The sequence below is a fragment of the Microcystis sp. BLCC-F209 genome (genome assembly GCF_041928595.1).
Lineage (GTDB): Bacteria > Cyanobacteriota > Cyanobacteriia > Cyanobacteriales > Microcystaceae > Microcystis.
In genome coordinates, this window is sequence record NZ_JBHFLL010000212.1 from 1 (window position 1) to 20,263 (window position 20,263).

Annotated in this window: 16 protein-coding genes and 1 pseudogene; 13 read left to right on the plus strand and 4 right to left on the minus strand. The window is 42.8% G+C overall.

Annotated features, from left to right (window positions below; all coding sequences use genetic code 11):
* The first annotated feature begins 431 nt into the window (after positions 1-431).
* The 7 genes and pseudogenes from ACE1AQ_RS13780 (at position 432) to ACE1AQ_RS13810 (ending at position 8,622) form a co-directional block, all read left to right on the plus strand.
* Positions 432-3,002, plus strand: a complete 2,571-nt coding sequence (locus ACE1AQ_RS13780; protein ID WP_008199243.1) for a DUF3536 domain-containing protein — start codon at positions 432-434, stop codon at positions 3,000-3,002.
* 137 nt (positions 3,003-3,139) lie between these two features.
* Positions 3,140-4,387 (plus strand): tryptophan synthase subunit beta, encoded by a 1,248-nt coding sequence (gene trpB, locus ACE1AQ_RS13785; protein WP_008199242.1) that lies wholly within the window; start codon positions 3,140-3,142, stop codon positions 4,385-4,387.
* Positions 4,388-4,652: 265 nt separating this feature from the next.
* A pseudogene (locus ACE1AQ_RS13790) lies at positions 4,653-4,826 on the plus strand (glycosyltransferase); the annotation flags it as partial.
* A 450-nt stretch (positions 4,827-5,276) separates the two neighbouring features.
* Positions 5,277-5,843: a hypothetical protein gene (locus ACE1AQ_RS13795; protein ID WP_002784990.1), complete on the plus strand. Its 567-nt coding sequence runs from the start codon at positions 5,277-5,279 to the stop codon at positions 5,841-5,843.
* Positions 5,844-5,892: 49 nt separating this feature from the next.
* Positions 5,893-6,234 carry a hypothetical protein gene (locus tag ACE1AQ_RS13800; protein WP_039899684.1) on the plus strand — a complete coding sequence of 114 codons (342 nt, stop codon included), beginning with the start codon at positions 5,893-5,895 and terminating at the stop codon, positions 6,232-6,234.
* A gap of 28 nt (positions 6,235-6,262) precedes the next feature.
* Positions 6,263-7,594, plus strand: coding sequence for a flotillin family protein (locus ACE1AQ_RS13805; protein WP_008199235.1), 1,332 nt, complete (start codon positions 6,263-6,265; stop codon positions 7,592-7,594).
* 470 nt (positions 7,595-8,064) lie between these two features.
* Positions 8,065-8,622 carry a PEP-CTERM sorting domain-containing protein gene (locus ACE1AQ_RS13810; RefSeq protein ID WP_008199233.1) on the plus strand — a complete coding sequence of 186 codons (558 nt, stop codon included), beginning with the start codon at positions 8,065-8,067 and terminating at the stop codon, positions 8,620-8,622.
* A 177-nt stretch (positions 8,623-8,799) separates the two neighbouring features.
* Here ACE1AQ_RS13810 and arsC read toward each other — a convergent pair whose 3' ends face one another.
* From arsC to ACE1AQ_RS13830, 4 genes are all read right to left on the minus strand, one after another.
* Entirely contained in the window at positions 8,800-9,198 is a 399-nt protein-coding gene (arsC, locus tag ACE1AQ_RS13815) for an arsenate reductase, glutathione/glutaredoxin type (RefSeq protein WP_008199231.1), read from the minus strand.
* 23 nt (positions 9,199-9,221) lie between these two features.
* On the minus strand, positions 9,222-9,869 hold the full coding sequence (gene arsH / locus ACE1AQ_RS13820) for an arsenical resistance protein ArsH (protein ID WP_106909715.1): 648 nt from the start codon (positions 9,867-9,869) through the stop codon (positions 9,222-9,224).
* Between the two features lie 9 nt (positions 9,870-9,878).
* Positions 9,879-11,024 carry an ACR3 family arsenite efflux transporter gene (gene arsB, locus ACE1AQ_RS13825; RefSeq protein WP_110543188.1) on the minus strand — a complete coding sequence of 382 codons (1,146 nt, stop codon included), beginning with the start codon at positions 11,022-11,024 and terminating at the stop codon, positions 9,879-9,881.
* 125 nt (positions 11,025-11,149) lie between these two features.
* On the minus strand, positions 11,150-11,488 hold the full coding sequence (locus ACE1AQ_RS13830; RefSeq protein ID WP_002802329.1) for a helix-turn-helix transcriptional regulator: 339 nt from the start codon (positions 11,486-11,488) through the stop codon (positions 11,150-11,152).
* A 194-nt stretch (positions 11,489-11,682) separates the two neighbouring features.
* On the opposite strand from ACE1AQ_RS13830, the gene psb30 reads away from it, so the two are divergent.
* The 6 genes from psb30 (at position 11,683) to ACE1AQ_RS13860 (ending at position 20,026) form a co-directional block, all read left to right on the plus strand.
* Positions 11,683-11,802: a photosystem II reaction center protein Ycf12/Psb30 gene (psb30, locus tag ACE1AQ_RS13835; protein WP_002736367.1), complete on the plus strand. Its 120-nt coding sequence runs from the start codon at positions 11,683-11,685 to the stop codon at positions 11,800-11,802.
* Between the two features lie 373 nt (positions 11,803-12,175).
* A complete protein-coding gene (locus ACE1AQ_RS13840) occupies positions 12,176-14,506 on the plus strand; it encodes an NACHT domain-containing NTPase (protein WP_110543193.1) in 2,331 nt (776 codons plus the stop codon).
* 10 nt (positions 14,507-14,516) lie between these two features.
* Complete coding sequence (locus tag ACE1AQ_RS13845; protein ID WP_374808597.1) at positions 14,517-15,890, plus strand: hypothetical protein; 1,374 nt, start codon at positions 14,517-14,519, stop codon at positions 15,888-15,890.
* A gap of 545 nt (positions 15,891-16,435) precedes the next feature.
* A complete protein-coding gene (locus ACE1AQ_RS13850; protein WP_106909714.1) occupies positions 16,436-17,992 on the plus strand; it encodes a pitrilysin family protein in 1,557 nt (518 codons plus the stop codon).
* 257 nt (positions 17,993-18,249) lie between these two features.
* On the plus strand, positions 18,250-19,698 hold the full coding sequence (locus tag ACE1AQ_RS13855) for a pitrilysin family protein (RefSeq protein WP_110543198.1): 1,449 nt from the start codon (positions 18,250-18,252) through the stop codon (positions 19,696-19,698).
* 73 nt (positions 19,699-19,771) lie between these two features.
* A complete protein-coding gene (locus tag ACE1AQ_RS13860) occupies positions 19,772-20,026 on the plus strand; it encodes a UPF0175 family protein (protein ID WP_106909713.1) in 255 nt (84 codons plus the stop codon).
* Positions 20,027-20,263: the final 237 nt, after the last annotated feature.

Here is a 20,263-nt window from a genome sequence, read left to right on the forward strand (position 1 = left end):
CCAGCTTTGGTGGGTAAAATGTATTCTAAGATACATTTCTCAAGAGCGAGGGGGTGGAACGAACCACAAAGGCACAAAGGACACAAAGATCGATCGATCCTATGTCAATTAAACTTATCACACAGAACCTAGAAGAGCCAAAGGGGGAATAAATAATCAGTCTTTAATAACCGGATTTATTTTCAGCATATCCCTAACACCCTTAAAAACCGACACCCCACACCCACGAAAAGCTTTTTCAGCAGACCCTACTTGGTGCTGTGTATAGAGAAGTTGCGAATTGTTAACCTTAGCTTTGCTAGGAAAATAAAATGTGATATTGTGACCCCAAGGCCGTGAAAAATGGCCCAGTTTTCAGTTTTTTTAAACATCAGGTCGCCACATTCTACAGCTATTTTCGCTCAAAAAAAAACGATTTTCTAGGCATTTCCATGACTTATCTTGTTGAACATCCTTCTACAACCTTTTATTCCTATACCGATACGGGGGTCGATCCCCTGAAAACCGCCCACGGAGTTTATATCACGGTTCACGGACATTTTTACCAACCACCGCGAGAAAATCCCTATCTAGACAGAATTGAACGGCAACCGAGCGCCCATCCCTTCCATAATTGGAATGAACGCATCCATCACGAGTGTTATCGTGCCAATGCTTTTGCACGCATTTACAATGACCGGGGGGAAGTAATCAAAATAGTCAATAACTACGAATATCTCAGCTTTAACATCGGGGCCACCCTAATGTCATGGATGCAATACCATGATCCCGAAGTTTATCAACGCATCCTGACAGCAGACCAAAAAAGTTGTCAACGCTTAAACGGTCATGGTAACGCCATCGCCCAGGTCTATAATCATATCATTCTGCCTCTAGCCAACAAACAGGACAAATACACCCAAATTCGCTGGGGAAAAGCCGATTTTCAGCATCGTTTCGGCCGTGATCCCGAAGGAATGTGGTTAGCGGAAACAGCCATTGATTTAGCCACAGTGACAGCTTTAATCGATGAAGGGATTAAATTCACCATTTTAGCCCCTTCCCAGGCCCTGCGCTGTCGTCCTTTCCCTAGCGACCATGATCCCCATCCCCAATGGCACGCGGTGGCCGGAGGTCAAATCGATCCCACCCGTCCCTATCGCTGTTACATCCCCGATGGTCGTTATCTGGATATTTTCTTCTACGATGGTCCAATTTCTCGCGATATGGGCTTTAATGATGTCCTAGCCAGCAGTGATTTTCTCGTCGGTCGTCTGGGACAGGCAATTAAAGGGGATCATCGTCCCTCCCAGTTAATCAGCGTCGCTACCGATGGGGAAACCTTCGGCCACCACAAACAGGGGACAGAGAAGTGTCTTAGCTATGCTTTTACGGAATCTTTCCCTAAAAACGGCTGGACAGTCACCAATTTTGCCCATTATCTCAGTATTTGCCCCCCCACTTGGGAAGTGGAATTAAAACCCGTGACCGCATGGAGTTGTGTCCATGGCGTAAATCGTTGGCAGGATGACTGTGGTTGCGGGGGAGGGGGAAATTACCAGCAAAAATGGCGTAAACCCCTACGGGAGTCCCTAAATTGGCTCAGAGATGAGTTGATTAAGGTTTATGAGATTCAGGGACAGGAATTTTTCCGGGATCCTTGGCAGACAAGGGATGACTACATTGCCGTTATTTTAGATCGCTCCCCAGACGCGATCGAACATTTCCTCGCTTTGCATCAAAGTCGCAACCTGAGTAAAAGCGAGAAAATCGATGCTTTGCGTTTATTAGAAATGCAAAGACAGGCTTTATTAATGTTTACCAGTTGTGGCTGGTTTTTTGAGGAAATTTCTCGACCTGAAGGCACGCAAATTTTGAGATATGCTGGCCGGGCCCTGGAATTAGCTGGAGAAGTAGCTGGAATTCAATTAGAAATGAATTTCCTCAGTCGTCTAGCTTTCGCCCCCAGTAACGTTAAGTTATATCAAGATGGGGCTGATGTCTATCGACAATTGGTCACTTCTGCGCGGGTGGATTTGGAACAGGTGGCGGCCCATTACGCTATTAGTTCCCTATTTACCGATTATCCCAGTCATCATCGGATTTATTGTTACAATGCCCGTCAATTAGATTATCAAAAACAAGCGATCGGGTCTTTAACTTTAGCGGTGGGACAGGTGGAATTAACCTCGGAAATTACCCAAGAAAGTGAACATTTTGTCTTTGCTGTTCTACATTTAGGAGGTTGGGATTTTTACTGCTGCATTCAACCTTTTAACGGTCGGTTAATCTATACCAATCTTAAGGACCATCTCTTTGAATCTTTACAACAGGCCAGTGTCTCAACCATGATCGTAGAAATGGGGCGCGGATTGGGAGAAAACTTTTTTGCTTTACCCCATCTTTTTGCCGATGAAAGACACCGGATTATGCAGAAGGTGACAGCCGAAACTAAAAAACGTCTCGATCAATTATACACCCAAGTTTATCGGGATAATTACGGCATTTTAGCGGCTTTCCAACGGGATGATCTGCCCGTACCTCAAGAGTTACAGGTAGCGGCCGATATTGCCATTTCTCACCGTTGTTTACAGGTGATTAATGCCCTAGAAAAAGATTTTGAGCAGCGGCAAGCGACGGAAAATAATCTCGATCAATTATTGGCTATTGCTAAGGAAGCCAATCATTTACACTGTCAATTAAATATTCCCGAAGCGCGTCAAACCTTAGAAAGTTTGCTCTGGCAATCTCTTGGGAAATTATTACACGATGGCGATCCTTTAACGGCGGAGGAGGATACTCGCCTAATCACCCGTTTAATTGAAGTTAGCCAACAATTAAACCTAGGATTATCCCTTGATCGCTCTCAGGAATTATACTATTATTATTTCCACGAGCGTCTAGTTCCTAATTCTTTGCAGTCCAATTCCATAGATGCTGCCTGTCCCTGGCCGATGACTCAATTAAAATGGTTATTACTATTAGGACAGGTGTTAAAAGTTGATGTGAGTATTTGGCTGTAAAATCAGTCAAAGGGTGGGCAATGCTCACCCTTTGATTATTGGGTAGGTTAGGCGATGATTGCCCCGAAACTCAGGTTAACCCAGAGACTAAACCCTTAGATTTATAATGGATCATAAGTCTCTCATCGAAGGTTTACATGACTATCACGCCGATTTATACCGCCTCAGCCAGCACAGTAACCCAGTATCCCGATGCTTTTGGGCGTTTTGGACGCTACGGGGGCAAATACGTCCCAGAAACCCTGATGCCAGCCTTAAGTGAACTAGAAACGGCCTATAATCAGTATAAGGACGACCCCGATTTTCAAGAAGAATTAAATCAACTGCTCAAGGATTACGTCGGCAGACCTAGTCCCTTATATTTTGCCGAACGTCTCACCGCCCATTATGCCAAAGCTGACGGTACTGGGGCGCAAATTTACCTAAAACGGGAAGATTTAAACCATACCGGGGCCCACAAGATTAATAACGCCCTTGGTCAGGTTTTATTAGCCAAACGCATGGGTAAAAAGCGAATTATCGCCGAAACTGGAGCAGGACAGCACGGCGTGGCCACCGCTACGGTTTGCGCTCGTTTTGGTCTAGAATGCGTGATTTATATGGGAATTCACGACATGGAACGCCAAGAACTCAATGTTTTCCGCATGAGACTGCTTGGCGCGACGGTGCAACCCGTGGCCGCCGGGACGGGAACCCTGAAAGATGCCACCTCGGAAGCGATTCGCGACTGGGTAACTAATGTGGAAACCACTCACTACATCCTCGGTTCTGTGGCCGGTCCCCATCCCTATCCGATGATGGTGCGCGATTTTCATGCGGTTATCGGTCAAGAAACCCGTCAGCAAAGTCTGGAAAAATGGGGCGGTTTACCGGATATTCTCCTCGCTTGTGTGGGCGGTGGTTCTAATGCTATGGGTTTATTTCATGAGTTTGTTAAAGAAGCTGGCGTGCGTTTAATTGGTGTGGAGGCCGCCGGGGAAAGTATCGCTTCTGGAAAACACGCCGCCACCCTAACCCAAGGTCAACCGGGGGTTCTACATGGGGCCATGAGTTATTTATTACAAGATAACGAAGGTCAAGTTATCGAGGCTCACTCCATTAGTGCGGGGTTAGATTATCCCGGAGTCGGGCCAGAACATAGCTTTTTAAAAGATAGTGGTCGCGCTGAATATTACAGTGTCACGGACAAGGAAGCATTAGAAGCTTTTCAACGAGTTTCCCGTTTAGAAGGGATTATTCCGGCCCTAGAAACTGCCCACGCTTTAGCTTATTTAGAAACTCTTTGTCCGCAAGTAACCGGTAGTCCTCACATTGTTATTAATTTCTCTGGACGGGGTGATAAAGATGTGCAATCGGTGGCTAAATATTTATCGATGAATGGTTAACCTTTAGCCTTTTCAGTGAGCATTTATCAGATTTTAGTATTAAGTGATCCCCCCCTGGCCCCCTTAATAAGGGGGGGCTGACCTACTTATTAAATGACGGTTTCTTGCTGTTTTTTTACTTTTGACCGATTACTATTTACTGAGCAATAAAAATGCTACCCACTCCCCATCTTCTCACTGATAACTGCTTACTGTTTACTGATAACTGATCAATCAGAGGGATAAGCTATTGTGCATCTAAATTTGATATTCGTTTTGAACCGTTGCCCTGACTAACCCGGAAATTCGCCAACAAAGGGGGAAAAATGCCAGGGATTTAGTCTTAAATCAATACAGTTGGTCAGCGATCGCTGACCAGCTGCTAACCGTCTATGAAAATCTAGCCTGCGCTATCGATCGTCCCCTGTTCGATCGAAGTCACAGACAGATGAAGATTTAGGCCATCAGGATAATCAGCACTAAAAACGCCAGTAGGGTTAAACCTGATTGCAGAAAGACGGGAAGTGCAAAAGAATTCATAACAGTAGCTCACTTTTCTAGGGATGGCTCTATTCCCAATATACGCTTTCATCTCCGCTAATTCCTCATATTTTTGGCTGCAATGTCATCATCCCATCATTTATTGATCCCAGGAGGAGAATTTGAGCTAAATTCTCGGCTAAGACCTATTTTAACCACCTATCCTGAGATTAGCTGCATCTCCCCCCCCTTGCCCCCCCGACGTCGGGGGGGCAAGGGGAGGTTCTTGCCTCATCATTTAAACTGGGTAGGGAGCATTTTAATACAAATGTACGGAACTTGGTCACTCCCCACCCTATTAACTTAAGTTTCAGCGTCGTGATTATAATTAGGGAGTGATAGACAATTCTTAGGCAATAGGATCACATCAGTGTTGATAAATCATCTTTTCTTCGGCGCTTTCCTACCCCTTGATACTCTCCTGTCCACCCAGGGGATTATGGTTATGCTTCTGGCCGCTTATGCTTTAGCCATGTGGATGTTTCTAACTAGCGCCCCAAAAGTTCATACAATCATGGTGACAGATTTGGAGACAGCCCGACAATTTTATGAAGGACTTTTAAATTTACCCACGGCCGATGTCCCCCTCCATTACTATTACAATTATGAGCAGACGATGGGCAATAATATGATTGACCCATTTTATATGTCTAGTAATCCGGCTGTGACTACTGCCAACCCTTCTTTGGGAGATCAACCCCAGGGTTTATGGTATCAGTTAAAGAAAAATACTCAACTGCACATCGTTGCTGGGGCAACCGCGGGTTATAAGGATCGTCATCGTCACGTTTGTTTTGATCACGATTGTTTAGAACAAATTCTCATGCGGGTGGAATCACGACGCTTAAAGTATAAAGTTCGTCGCAATAAACCTTTAAATTTTTTGGTCAAAGATAATGCTGATCGCGTAATTGAAATGGCCGAAGTCTCGAATTAGTTAACAGTAATTAGATTGGGGGCAACCATAACGGTAAATGACTAAACTTATGAATGATCAACTGCTCACAATCATTTTAATTTCTTTAGGGGTAGGTATTGGTTTGGCCATTCTACTCCTAATTTTAGTCAAGTTAAGACGCCGCAACCAACAGGTAAATAGTATTGTCGATTATCACTCTCTCATCGGTTTAATCGCAGTTGTTCACATCCCCTTCGATAAAAATAGCAAGGGGAAAGTGCGAGTTAATGTCGGGGATAGTCTGATCGATGTAGTAGCGATAACGGAAGGGCAAGAACAATTTAATGTCGGTGATCAAGCATTTATTCTCAGTTGCCGAGACAATAAAGTTTTAGTCATTGCGGAAAAGTATATCAGGGGCGATTTTTAATTTCTTCTAGACCAAAGGGTAACTAACTATGAATAGTCAAAATAATTCCTATCTTATCCAAATCAATCCCAATCAATACGACAACAATAATAACACTGCTGGCAATTTATTATTGAATAGTGTTCCCATTGCTTTATTGATATTTCTGGGGATCGGTGCGATTTGGTTTATCAATTCTTTTTTGTGTATTTGTAAACCCAATGAAGTAGTCATCCTGAGTGGGATGAAACGCCGATCAAGAGATAGACAAGATGCGGGTTATCGAGTGCTATCGGGGGGGCGGGCGATTCGTATTCCAATTTTAGAAACCGTTAAACGCATGGATGTCACCACAACCCCGATCAGAATTGAGATTAAAAATGCCTATTCTAAGGGCAACATTCCCCTGAATATAGTGGCAATTGCTAACGTGAAAGTTAGTTCTAAACCTGAAATAGTCGGCAATGCGATCGAACGTTTTTTAGATCGAGATCGAGAAGAAATTATTCGCGTAGCTAAAGAAACTTTAGAAGGAAACTTGCGGGGTGTAGTCGCAACAATGACCCCCGAACAAGTGAACGAAGATCGCCTAAAATTTGCCGAAAGTATTACCAGTAACGTCAGTCAAGACCTGTTTAAACTCGGTTTAGAAATTGATACTCTCAAAATTCAAAATGTTGCCGATGAAGTGGATTATCTTAACTCCCTCGGACGGGAAAGAATCGCTTTAGTCATGCGTGATGCTGAAATTGCCGAATCAAATGCCCTCAATGAAGCTGAACAAATAGTTGCGGAATGTGAGGAACAGGCCACCGTGGCTAAAACCCGCGATCAAATTATCATTTTAGAGCAAGAAAACGAATTGAGAAAGTTAAAGGCCAAACTGGAACAACAGGCTAAATCGGAAGAAGAAATAACTATCGCCGCCGCTAAGGAAAAACGTGCTATAGTTGAGGAAAAATTGCAACAGGTTAGGGCAGAATTGGAAAGATTACGTCTCCAAGCAGATAAAGTTTTACCCGCAGAAGCGCAGCAGGAAGCCGAAACTTTCCGCGCTAGAGGAGAAGCGGCAATTTTTGAAGAAAATGCTAAAGCTGAAGCCTTGGTTAACGAATTATTTGCAGAAGTTTGGCAAAACACTGGCAGCGAAGCAGAGGCAATTTTCTTGATTCAACAGTTAGAAACTATCCTAGAGGAGGCGATCAAAATTCCTAGACGATTACACCTCGAGCGAGTTAATATTGTTGATAATGGTGATGGTAAATCCCTGGCTACCCTGATCAAAGTCTATCCCGAAATCGTCAATCAATTCCTCGCCAGTGTCCATCAAACCCTCGGTATTGATGTGGTCGGAACTCTCACCAATAAAATTGATAAATAGGGTTTGCGGCAAAAAGTTTTTCGGTGGGGGTAGGGTCTGGGGTGTGGGGTTTTACCGATTTTCATCTGCTCAATTACCTAATTTTCAGGGAAAAAGTACCTGAATTTTCCCCCTGATCACTCCCAGACGAGGCACTTTTGGATTTCAAAAAGGTCTAAAAGTTTTATCCAACAAGGTTTTTAGATTTATTCAGCAAGCCCTACTTATCGTTTTATTGCTAATTATTCTGTTTGTCTTCGGCCAATGAAAAGAGCGATCGGCGGCTAGAGTATTTCTTTGATCATGGCAACTATAACCCCCCGCACCCCAGAAAAGCCCATCCCTTCGCCGCTCTCTTGGCAGATCCCCCTCAATCCCCAATCGAGTAATCAATAGCTAGATAAAGCATAATAAATATAAATAACAAAAACCTTGACAAAATCGGGGGGGGGTAAGATTTGGGCAGATTTTAAACAAATTCAAGTCAGAATATGTCCCTAAAAAAATCCTTCAACAAACCTCTAACCGTCGCCCTCGCCACGGTAGCCACCGCCACCCTCGCACCGGTTGCCAGCGCCGCAATCTTTAACTTCTCCTTCAGTAACGTGGAAAGCCCAGTCTCCGGAACCGTACAGGGGACGCTCACCCTACCAGACGGAGATGGAACAAATTTGGCCGCCACTTCGGTCATCGTGACTTCCGCTCCCGCCGCTCTGGGCTACACACTCCCCTTTGATGTTCTGGCGAATTTTACTGGTGTACTCGGTAATAGTTTTACGGTCAGTGGCGGGGAGATTACCGCGAGTTCATTTTTCGCTGCGGATGGTTTCGGAGGGTTGAGCAACGTTTTGACTCTAAATTTCGATACCGGCAGCTACGGGAATCTATTCAATCTCCCAGGAGTAGGACCATTCAGTGGTGTCGTCGATCTCAATAGTACAACCCTAACCTACTCTCCTGTTCCTGTTCCCGAACCGGCGACGGTTCTCGGTTTACTCTCCGTTGCGGGGGTGGGTTTATTGTGCAAAGGCCGGAAACTGGAAGGGTAATTTTGACCGACTGATCCCCCTGCCCTCCTTATCAAGGTGGGGTTGACTCATAGTAGGGTTGATTCATAGTAGGGTTGATTCATAGTAGGGTTGATTCATAGTAGGGTTGATTCATAGTAGGGTTGATTCATGAATCAACCCTACTTATCAAGGGGGGTGTCTGACAACTTTTAACACCTACCTACTTAACTGTTCAATTAATCCGACAACTTTAGCCTTAATTTCATCGCGAACTCGGCGAAAAGTTTCCATGGGTTGACCATCGGGATCATCAATTAACCAATCCTCGAAAATTTCCTGTAAAACCCATCCTTCCGGCAGATTGACACCGCAACCACATAGGGAGATAACGGCATCGTAATCTTCGGGATTAAAATCCCTAATTGATTTGGAAGTTTGGTCAGTAATATCGATACCAATTTCCCCCATAACTTCGATTGCTCCGGGGTGGACTTTGGCCGCTTCCAATCCAGAACTGGTGACAGCAATTTTACCCGCACCTAAAGTTTTAGCGAAACCTTCGGCGATTTGGGAACGACAGGAATTTTTTCTACAGGCAAACATGACTTTTTTCATGATTTTAACTCCTAGAAATTGATTTAATTAATAGCTTTATGGGCAATTGTGGCTATTTCTTGGGCGGATTTTTCCTTCCTTTCACTATAGCGATCAGTCAGATAATCTACCTGATCTCGCAGGAGAATGGTAAACTTATAAAGTTCCTCCATTACATCAATAACTCGATCTCGATAGGGGGAATCTTTCATCGTGCCATCCTCGTTAAACTCCTGATAAGCTTTAGCCACCGAAGACTGATTAGGAATAGTAAACATTCGCATCCAACGACCAAGAATTCGCAGAGTATTAACCGCGTTAAAAGATTGGGAACCTCCGCTTACTTGCATGACTGCTAAAGTGCGTCCTTGGGTAGGTCTAACCGCACCAATACTTAAGGGAATCCAATCAATTTGGTTTTTGATAATGCCGCTAATATTGCCGTGAAGTTCGGGAGATGACCAGACTTGACCCTCAGACCATTGACTTAATTCTCGTAATTCTTGCACCTTGGCATGAGTATCGGGAACACTGCCATAAATCGGCAATTCACGCGGATCAAAAAAGCGCACTTCTGCCCCATATTCAGTGATAATTCTGGCAGCTTCTTCTGCTAATAAACGACTGTAGGAACGTGGCCGTAAAGAACCATACAGAAAAAGAATTCTTGGTTTGTGAGTCGATTGGATCATGGTGAATAATTATTTGTAAGGACTCAAGCAACGAGGATCGAGAAGGGTGGCTTTTTCTGTATCTCTGGGAAACCAAAAGGCGGTTTTTTTACAGAATTCTACCAACATTAACATCACAGGTACTTCAATCAATACCCCCACTACTGTCGCTAAAGCAGCCCCCGAATTCAATCCGAATAACATCACCGCAGTGGCGATCGCTACCTCAAAATGATTACTAGCACCAATTAAAGCAGCGGGAGCGGCATCTTCGTAAACTAAATTGAGTTTGAGAGCGGCCACATAACTAAGTAAAAAAATCAGATTAGTTTGAATAAAGAGGGGAATAGCAATCAGGAAAATATGCAGGGGATTACTAACAATTAAATCGCCTTTGAAAGCAAAGAGCAGGATTAAGGTTAACAATAAAGCAGTGATTGCCACAGGACTGAGATAGTGAAGAAAACGCGATTCAAACCAGGCGCGTCCTTTATGTTTAAAAATCCAGTGACGGCTATAGATACCAGCAATAAGCGGTAAACCAACGTAGATTAACACAGAAAAAACAATGGTCTGCCAGGGGACTACAAAATTATTAGCTGCCAGTAACCATTTACCTAGAGGAGCGTAGAGAAAAAGCATCGCTAGGGAATTGACTGCTACCATAATTAGGGTATGACCCTGGTTACTGTAGGAAAGATAGCCCCACATCAAGACCATGGCCGTACAGGGAGCAATTCCTAGTAAAATAGCTCCAGCAGTGTAGGAACTAGCTAAACTTACCGTCTGTCCTCGGATAATCTCCGTTTGACTCAACCAAGGCAGAAACAGCCAGCCGAGAAAAAATTGAGCCAGCGCCACCATGGTAAAGGGTTTGATCAGCCAATTAACCACTAAAGTTAAAATAACTGGTTTGGGAGTACGGGCAGCCCGGAGAGCCTGAGAAAAGTCGATCTTAACCATGATCGGATACATCATGAAGAAAAGACAGATGGCGATCGGAATAGAAACGTTATAGATACTCATGGCATCTAAAGTCCGCGCTACGTCCGGAAATGACCGACCGAGGGCAATTCCCGCCAAAATACAGAAAATAACCCAAAGGGTAAGGTATTTTTCAAAAATACTAAGGCTACCGCCAGCTTTGGCGGCTTTAGGATTGATTTGATTAGTCATCGCACAAAGGTGGAAAGAGAATAATGGGAGATTGGGTAATCCACCTTTATTATTTCAAAAAAAGTTGATATGTCAAGAGGAAAAGCTAGTTATAAAGCTTTAATATTTCTAAAAATCTTGATTGGTTACTGATTTTCCTCGCAGAAACGAGCGGGGACAAGGGCGGCAAAACGACGATATTCGGATAGATATTCTTCTAGGAGAAGAAATTGAGATAGATTTAGGCTGTAGTAGATCCAACGACCTTCTTGACGACTGCGGACTAAATTGGCTTCTTTTAGCGTTTTTAGATGAAAAGATAATTTAGATTGGGCGATATCGAGATGGTCGCGCAATTCACAGACGCATAATTCCTGATGTCGCAACAGTTGCAGAATTTGCAGTCGCAGGGGATCCGAGAGTGCCTGAAAACCAGTATAAATCTGGGTTAACGAGTCGGGAGATGTGGCCAGAGAGTTGAACATTGAGATGGTCCCTCGGTGGGAAGGAAAGAGGAAAGCGGGAAAATTCAGAATTGCAACAAAACTTTATGTATTTTTGTATCGAATCAGGAAAACCAGCGAATCATCCCCTGTATGATAGACAATGGTTTTGACCAGAGACAATGGTTTTGACCAGATTAGCCTTTTAAATCATTGTAAACAGGTTAGGAGACATCATGGAATTATTTGCGGCTCTCAATTTAGAACCCATTTTTCAACTCACCTTCGTGGCGCTAATCATGTTAGCTGGCCCCTTTGTCATTTTCCTACTAGCTTTTCGTGGTGGCGACCTATAAAAACCGCCTCCCACCCATTGTTATTCGTGCTTTTTTGACTTCTCTCCTCTTTAGGGAGAGATTTTTTGTCTAAAACCCAGTCATCAGTTATCAGTTATCAGTCATCAGTTATCATACTGAATCTGGTTATTAAGTAGGTAGGCGTTAAAAGTTGTCAGACACCCCCCTTATCAAGGGGGGATTAAGGGGGGATCCCCCCGCCTATCGGCACCCCCCTTATCAAGGGGGGCAGGGGGGATCGAATCTAAAATCCATTTTTAATTTAATTATAACCAGCTACTTAAAAACTGATTATTTATTCCCCCTCGTGCATGAGTGCCTCTCCTTATATGTAGCCTATACTGTATAAATCAGTGTTATATTGGTAGCCAGGATGTGGGAAAAAGGCAAAGAAACGGTACAGACAATGAAGTTTATTCACTGGAAAAAGCAGCAGTTATTGATGATTTTTGTCCTAGCGCTGGCAATTTCAGTCGCGTGGGGGACAATTTTGCCTGTTTTTACTCAAAAGCTTCCTGCACCTAATCCCTGTAACCAACTTAGGGGAGATATTCAAAATCGGGCAAAAAAAGATGCAGAAGCTGACCGTTTGAACTTTTTTAATACTGATAAAAAGAAAAAGACAATTGGTGATATTTTAAATTTGTATAAAGAGGTAAATTCTCAAGCTTCTTGTTTTCCACAGGATGAATTATGGGATATCTATGAACAACAATATGATACTAATAAATATCCTGCCTGGATACCTGTGATTGTTATTCTTGTTTTGGGTGGTATTTTGTGGAATGTTATTAGTGATACCTTAAAAAAATGGCTCAATCAGTCTTTAGAAGCGATTAGTAAATGGATTTATAAAACCTTCGCTGGAACACCCTTATTTGAAAATATTGCTCTTAAAAAGTATCGACAAGCATTAATTGATAAATATCAAAAAGTTAATATAATTCTTCGTCATCATCGTCCCCTAGAAATGCGGGAGATTTATGTTTCTTTAAAAGCTTTTAAAGCGAGTGATCGCTCTTTAATTGAAGCAGAAAATGCGGTGCAACAATACCGCCGCTTAGTGGTTAAAGGTGCGCCTGGTTCGGGAAAGTCGATGTTATTAAAATATCTAGCACTTTCCTATTCAGAAGGACGATTCAAAAATTTATTAGCTCGTCCCGTGCCAATTTTACTAGAATTAAATCGGCTCAATGACGCTAATTTGACAGTAGAAAAGTTAGAACAACATTTAGTAAAAGCTTGCGATGGCTATAATTTTCCCAAAGCTAATCGTTTCATCTCTCAAGGTTTAAAAGACGGACGTTTGCTGCTGCTTTTAGATGGGTTAGATGAGGTTAGTAGTAGCGTTCGCTCTTCTGTTGTTCGGTGTCTTAAAGACTTTTTAGAATTAGAAAATTATAAAAAATGTCGAGTAATTATTACCTGTCGGACGGCTGTTTATCATAATGAGTTTGTCGATAATACCGAGGAAACTTTAGAGATTGACGAATTTAGTGACCAACAAATGCGCCGCTTTTTGCAAGCGTGGAAGTCGGAAATGCCGCCGGAGAAATCAGTAGAACAATTGATTCAAAACTTGCGAGCTAGACCGAAAATTATGGCTCTGGCGCGGAATCCCCTACTGTTAACAATCATCGCCTATCTCTATACGGATATTCCCTTTGTTTTACCTCATTCGCGGGCCGAATTTTACACTAAAGCTACTGATGTTTTATTAGAATTGCGCGATCAAGAAGGTCTAATTCTTAATCAATATAGTGGTGTCAACAAGCGGCGAGTTCTGCAACATTTAGCACTCTATGCTCAGGATAGCACTAATCGACAACAGCAAGATCGCCGCAGTCTTCTTGATTCCGAAGTATGGGAACAAGTTAAACAAGTCTTACCTTCATTAAATCTAGAGCCTAAAGAGGCTAATTCTATCGTTGATGAAATCGTCAAACGCAGTGGATTATTGCTTCGCATTGATGGCGGACAGCGTTATTATTTTCCTCATCTCACTCTACAAGAATATTTCGTAGCAGCAGCTTTAACAGACAAACAAGATGAATTAATTAAAAAATGGCAAAATGCTCCTAGCGACTGGCTAGAAATTGTCAAGTTATGGTGTGGATTGGCAAACAATAGTACGGATTTAATTACGGCGGTATATCAACAAGATACACTGACAGCATTTGAATGTCTAGCAGATGCTCAAGAAGTAAAACCAGAAGTTGCTCAGGAGATTATAGATTATTTTAAGACACAATTGAGAACCGATGAATCAATTTGTAGTGCTTTTGGCTCAGTCGCGGCTGATTTTCGTCCTAGAGGGAAAGCATTATTTGATTTTTTAGTTGATAGTTTAGATGATTCAGCCAGCCAAAAAGCAGCGGCTCAAGCCTTATCTGCCACTAATTTGCCTCAAGCAGTAGAAAAATTAGTTATTTACTATGATCCCAATCAACCCCATTTTATAGAAGTGCGAGAAGCGTTGATCAGAATGGGAGGTTTAGCAGTTAATCAACTAGAATCTTTAGCTCGAAAAGGCTCTATAGAAGCAATGGATGATCTAGTTAAAATTGCCATACCAGAAGCGGCTGAGGCACTTGAAAGATTGCAGGAAGATCCGAACTTAAGCGGAAAAGTAAGTTTTCGACTTGCAGCACTGTTGAAGGAGTTAGAAGATAGTCAAGCTGAACGCAATCGCACTCTATCATAAAGGAAAACTAATGCTATTAAGATTCATTCGCCGACTAAAAAATCGAGCCGTCAAACAAAAGCGCCAGCCACAAGAGGTAATCGAAACGGACTTAAATTGGATTTGGCAACCTTTTGAAAATTCAAGCACTTTGCAGTTCTCTGCTACTGTCAAGAAAGTTGCTGCTGCAATTATTGAAAGCTCTGCTGATGATATTCCTAAAATCACTTTTGAACTCGATCCTCGGTTAGTCATTCCTTTATGTGCGATTCAGTTACAAGATGAAATTAATCTGACTCAATTAAGTTCTTTAAAAAATGAATTGGAATCAGTTACAGTTGAAAATTTAGACAATAAAATAGAGTTTGTTGATCGAGTTTTAAGTAAAATCACTCCAAAGCAGCGTTGGTTATATTTATTTAATAGTCTGACACCTGAATTAAAATTTGCCTTACTGTTTCGCTTAATCAACTACCGCCTACCCACAAGAAACGACTGGCGCAATCTTTTTAAGAAGATAGAATACGAGTTTAAAAAAGGCCGAGAATATCTAATTGTTTTAACTGTTGTCTTCTTGCTTTCTCTTGCATCTGTATTTGAAATATTCGCTATCATGTACAGTCAGCCAAAAAGTTGGGTTAATGTCTTGATGGCAATCACAATTGTTGTTGTGCTGTCTTTTTTAATAGTTTTATGGCGAGAAATTATAATCGAAAAAGATAAATCAGAGCCAACTTTATTGATGCAATTGGGCTTACTGGGACCCTGGACGTTTTGCCGAGAATGGTATCGACTACTCAGAAAAAACCTAGTTTGGGAAGGGCTGATAGCTTTGGATTTCGCTGTGGTTGGGGCTGGGCTTGTGGCTGGGGTTGCGGCTGTGGCTGTGGTTGTGTTTCTGACTGCGGCTGCGATTGGTGTTGGGGCTGGGGCTGGGGTTGTGGTTGCGGCTGTGGCTGTGGCTGTGGCTGTGGCTGCGGCTAGCGCTAGGGTTGCGGGTGAGGCTAGGGCTGTGCTATGGCTTCAGGCTGTGGCTATGGCTGTGACTTTGGCTGTGCAGTTGGCTTGGATTGTGGCTATGACTGAGGCTGTAGCTGTCGCGGTGGCTGGCACGGTGGCTGGAGTTATTGTCTTTGGTTTGGGAATTTGGTATCGGGCTAAAGAAAAAACAGATTTAGGATGGGTGCGATTCTTGTCGATATTAGCTTTTCCCTGGTTTTGTTGGTTGCCCATTGTATTTGGGTTTACCTCTTTTGCTCTGTACCATCGCCTATCTTGGGAATGGCAATCAATATCCCTATTTTGGCTAGTTATCTTCGGATTTTGTACTGTCCTTTGGGTGCGAGGTAAAGAATTAGAAGAAAAAGCCCGCAACCCCCTCAGAGGCATTTTAGATGGGCAGTGATAGTCGCCCAAACAGTAATAAACTTGACGATGTTATATAAATTCTTCTACTGTTGAGATACAGTGAACAGTAAACAATGAAATGATAACTGATAAGGGACTTGCGCTTTGATAATGTACCTTTTGGGCGAACGCAGTTCGCCCCTACATTGTGGGCAAAATCCGTTACTGTAGGGGCGCAAAGCTTGCGCCCTCCGATCGATTGGGATATTATTCCCACGCAAGTCCCTAAGCTGTTCGTAATTTAAATTGCTTGTTGAGACGAGGCAAAAGGCAAGAGGCAAAAGGCAACAGTAAAGGGATTGGGGGAGGTTCAGCTAATCTAAGAATAAGCGGTTTAAATGCGTCTTAGCTTAACTGTTTACTGTTTACTGTTTACTGAAAAGCCCCCATTGCCACTTCCCCACTTCCCCACTTCCCCACTTCCCAATTCATAATTTATAATTCATAATTCATAATTCCCACTCCCCCTCTCCTAACAATCGACTGCTAAGATCGAACAGAGCGATCGATCTCTCGCTCCCACGATACCTGATAAAACTATCTATGATCATTAAAAATAACCCCTATTATCGGGCTGTAATCGGCTTTTGGGTCGCTTTTCTTGTGTTTTGGAGTTTTGGGAGTTTCTCACCCCTTCTTGCCCAAGCGAAAGAGGAACCAGCCGATGTGCAATCGATTACCCCCTACCTTAAGCAATTTCAACAAAAAATTACCGAATTTCGCCTCGACAACGGACTAAAATTTATTATCCTAGAAAATCGCGATGCCCCGGTTATTTCCTTTGTCACCTACGCGGATGTGGGGGGTGCCGATGAACCGGACGGTAAAACAGGAGTTGCCCACTTTTTGGAACATTTAGCCTTTAAAGGCACAAAAACCATCGGTACTACCGATTATCTTAGCGAGAAAAAAGTCCTCGATCGCCTTGAAGCTATAGACAAAGAACTGCAAGCAGCCAAAAAAGCGGGTAAAAGCGCAGAAGTGGCTAAATTAACGGAAGAATTTCAAAAAACTAAGGCAGAGTCCGAGAAATTCGTCCAACGCAACGAATACGGGCAAATCGTCGAAACTCAGGGGGGAGTCGGTTTAAATGCCACCACTTCCACCGATGCAACTAGCTATTTTTACAGTTTCCCGTCGAATAAATTAGAATTATGGATGTCTTTGGAATCGGAACGATTTTTAGAACCGGTGTTCCAACGGGAATTTTACAAAGAAAAAGACGTAATTCTAGAAGAAAGACGGATGCGGACGGATAATAGCCCCTTGGGTCTATTAATCGAAGCTTTTCTCGATCAAGCTTATACTGTCCATCCCTACAAACGTCCCGTTATCGGCTACGATCGAGATATTCGCAATCTGGAACCCTCAGATATCCAAAACTTTTTCGATAAATTTTATCCTGCCAGTAATTTAACCATAGCTATCGCCGGGGATGTGGACCCAGAACAGGTCAAACAGTTAGCTAAAGTTTATTTTGGTCGTTTTCCCGCTAAACCGAAACCCCCACAGGTGAAAGTAGTGGAACCGAACCAAACCAAAACAAAGGAAATTACCCTAAAATTAGCCTCGCAGCCTTGGTATTTAGAAGGATACCATCGTCCCGCCCTCAATCATCCCGATCATGCGGTTTACGAGGTTATCGCCACTTTAATGAGTGAAGGAAGAACTTCGCGACTGTATAAAGCTTTAGTGGAGGACAAACAACTTGCCCTCGCTGCCCAGGGATTTAACGGCTTTCCGGGGGATAAATACCCGAATTTGCTGTTATTCTATGCTCTGAGCGCTCCTAATGTCAGCCTGGAGGAAGTAGCGCAGGGTTTAAATTTGGAGTTGGAAAGATTGAAAAATGAACCGGTTTCGGAACAGGAATTAGAACGGGTTAAAAATCAACTACGGGCAGCCCTATTAAGAGGTCTTGATTCTAACATGGGCATGGCGCGATCTTTGATCGAATACGAGGTAAAAACCGGCGATTGGCGTAATTTATTCGCCCAATTAGATGCTTATAATGCTGTCACGGCAGCTGATATTCAACGGGTGGCTAAAGAAACTTTTACCCCGGAAAATCGCACTATTGGCCGAATTTTACCGAAATAGATAGATGGGGAAATGGGGGAAGTGGGGAAAGTGGGGAAAGTGGGGAAAGTGGGGAAAGTGGGGAAAGTGGGGGAATTTCAACTAAAACCCCATCACCCCCCGCAACGCGCACGCAGTGACCACCCCAACATCCTAACACCCCAACACGCTAAAACCCTAAAACCCTAAAACCCCAACACCCTAACACCCCAACACCCCAACACCCTAAAACCCTAAAACCTAAAACCTAACACCCAAAACCTCAAATAAATATAATCATGAAAAAACGCTTACAATGGCTAGGTTTAATCCTGCTCACCCTGATAGGTGTCCTAGCTTTTCGTTCCCCGGCAATTGCCCAAACCCCGCGACATTTTACCGATTTAACTTTTCCTCCTCTTCCTGAAGTGACAGTTCCCCAATACGAGCGCTATCAACTAGATAATGGTATGGTGGTTTATTTAGTGGAGGATCGGAGCTTACCTTTAGTGAGTGGTACGGCGATGATTCGGACGGGAGGAAGATTAGAACCGGGGGAAAAAGTCGGATTAGCCGATATTACTGGAACCGTGCTGCGTAGTGGTGGCACGGCAAACCATCCTTCTAATGTCTTAAATCAATTATTAGAACAAAGAGCAGCCCTCGTAGAAACCTCGATCGATCTTAACGCTGGAACTGCTAGTTTTAGCGCCCTTAGTGAAGATTTAGAAGCAGTTTTTAATCTCTTTGCTGAGGTTTTGCGTTCCCCAGCTTTTGAAAGTCAGAGGGTGGAATTAGCTAAAGTTCAGGAAAAAGGAGCGATTGCTCGACGTAATGATGATCCCAGTGATATTGCTAGTCGGGAGTTTAAAAAGCTAGTCTATGGTGATAGTAGCCCCTACGCTCGTACTGTAGAATATAGCACTTTAGCTAATATTGACCGTCAGGATTTAATCGATTTTTATCGTACCTATGTCCGTCCCGACCAAATAATTTTAGGAATTGTCGGTGATTTTGATTCTCAGTCGATGAAAGCATTAATCAATAAGACTTTTAGCGATTGGAAAAATCCCGCCACTGCCCCTAAAATTGTCACCCCTTCGGCAACCCAAAAAAATCTTCAAGGTGTCTTTGTCGTCAATCAACCCCAATTAACCCAGAGTAGCGTTTTATTAGGTCATCTTGGGGGTCGTTTGGATAGTCCCGACTATCCCGCTTTAACGGTATTAAATGAGATTTTAAGCGGTTTTGGTGGTCGTTTATTTAATGAAGTGCGTTCCCGTCAAGGATTAGCTTATTCTGTCTATGGTATCTGGAATAGTCGTTATGATTATCCCGGTTTATTTATTGCCGGAGGTCAAACTCGCACCGATGCTACCGTACCTTTTATTAAGGCAATTTTAGGCGAAATCGAGCGCCTTCGCAATCAACCCGTTACCGCAAAAGAATTGGCAGATGCTAAAAATGCTATTCTCAATTCTTTTGTTTTTAAGTTTGAGAAACCTGCTCAAAATTTATCGCGATTGATGACCTATGAATACTATGGTTATCCCCAAGATTTTATCTTCCGTTATCAACAAGCGGTAAAAGGGGTGACAATTGCCGATATTCAACGAGTGGCCCAACAATATCTACAACCGAATCAAATTGTGACTCTAGTAGTGGGTAATGAACAGGAAATTCAACCTCCTTTATCCAGTTTGGGAACTACGGTTAAAACTGTTGATGTCACCATTACACAACTATAAATAAATCTAGGTTGGATGGAGCTAAACTAGGTGAAATCCAACCTAGAAAAATTAGATAAATATAGCACGAGATATGACTTTACAACTCACAATCAATTATCCTGAAAATTTACCCGACTTTCTTCAAAAAACCCGCGAGGAATTCGAGAGAGAAGCAACCTGGGCTATGGTAGTAAAACTCTTTGAGATGAAACCTATTTCATCGGGTATGGCTGCCAATTTATTAGGAGTGGATAGGGTTAATTTTTTATTGAGATTGACCGATTTTGGCGTAGGGATGATTGACTTAACAGAAGAAGAACTATTATCAGACCTTGAAAATGCCTAAAGCTAAATTACAGCCCTTCTCATAAAAAAAAGTCTAACCTAATTTGGTATTGACTCCTGACTGCTGACGACCGACTCCCCAAAACGAAAACTTCCTATCTCACCATTGAGATAACTGCTGTAACTATTTTGAGATAACTAAGGCTATCATTGAGGAAAGTTACTGTTGAGACTCCTGATTAGTTTATTAATTTTTGTGTTAAGTAGCTAGACAATTAAACCCTTTAGAGATAGGGTG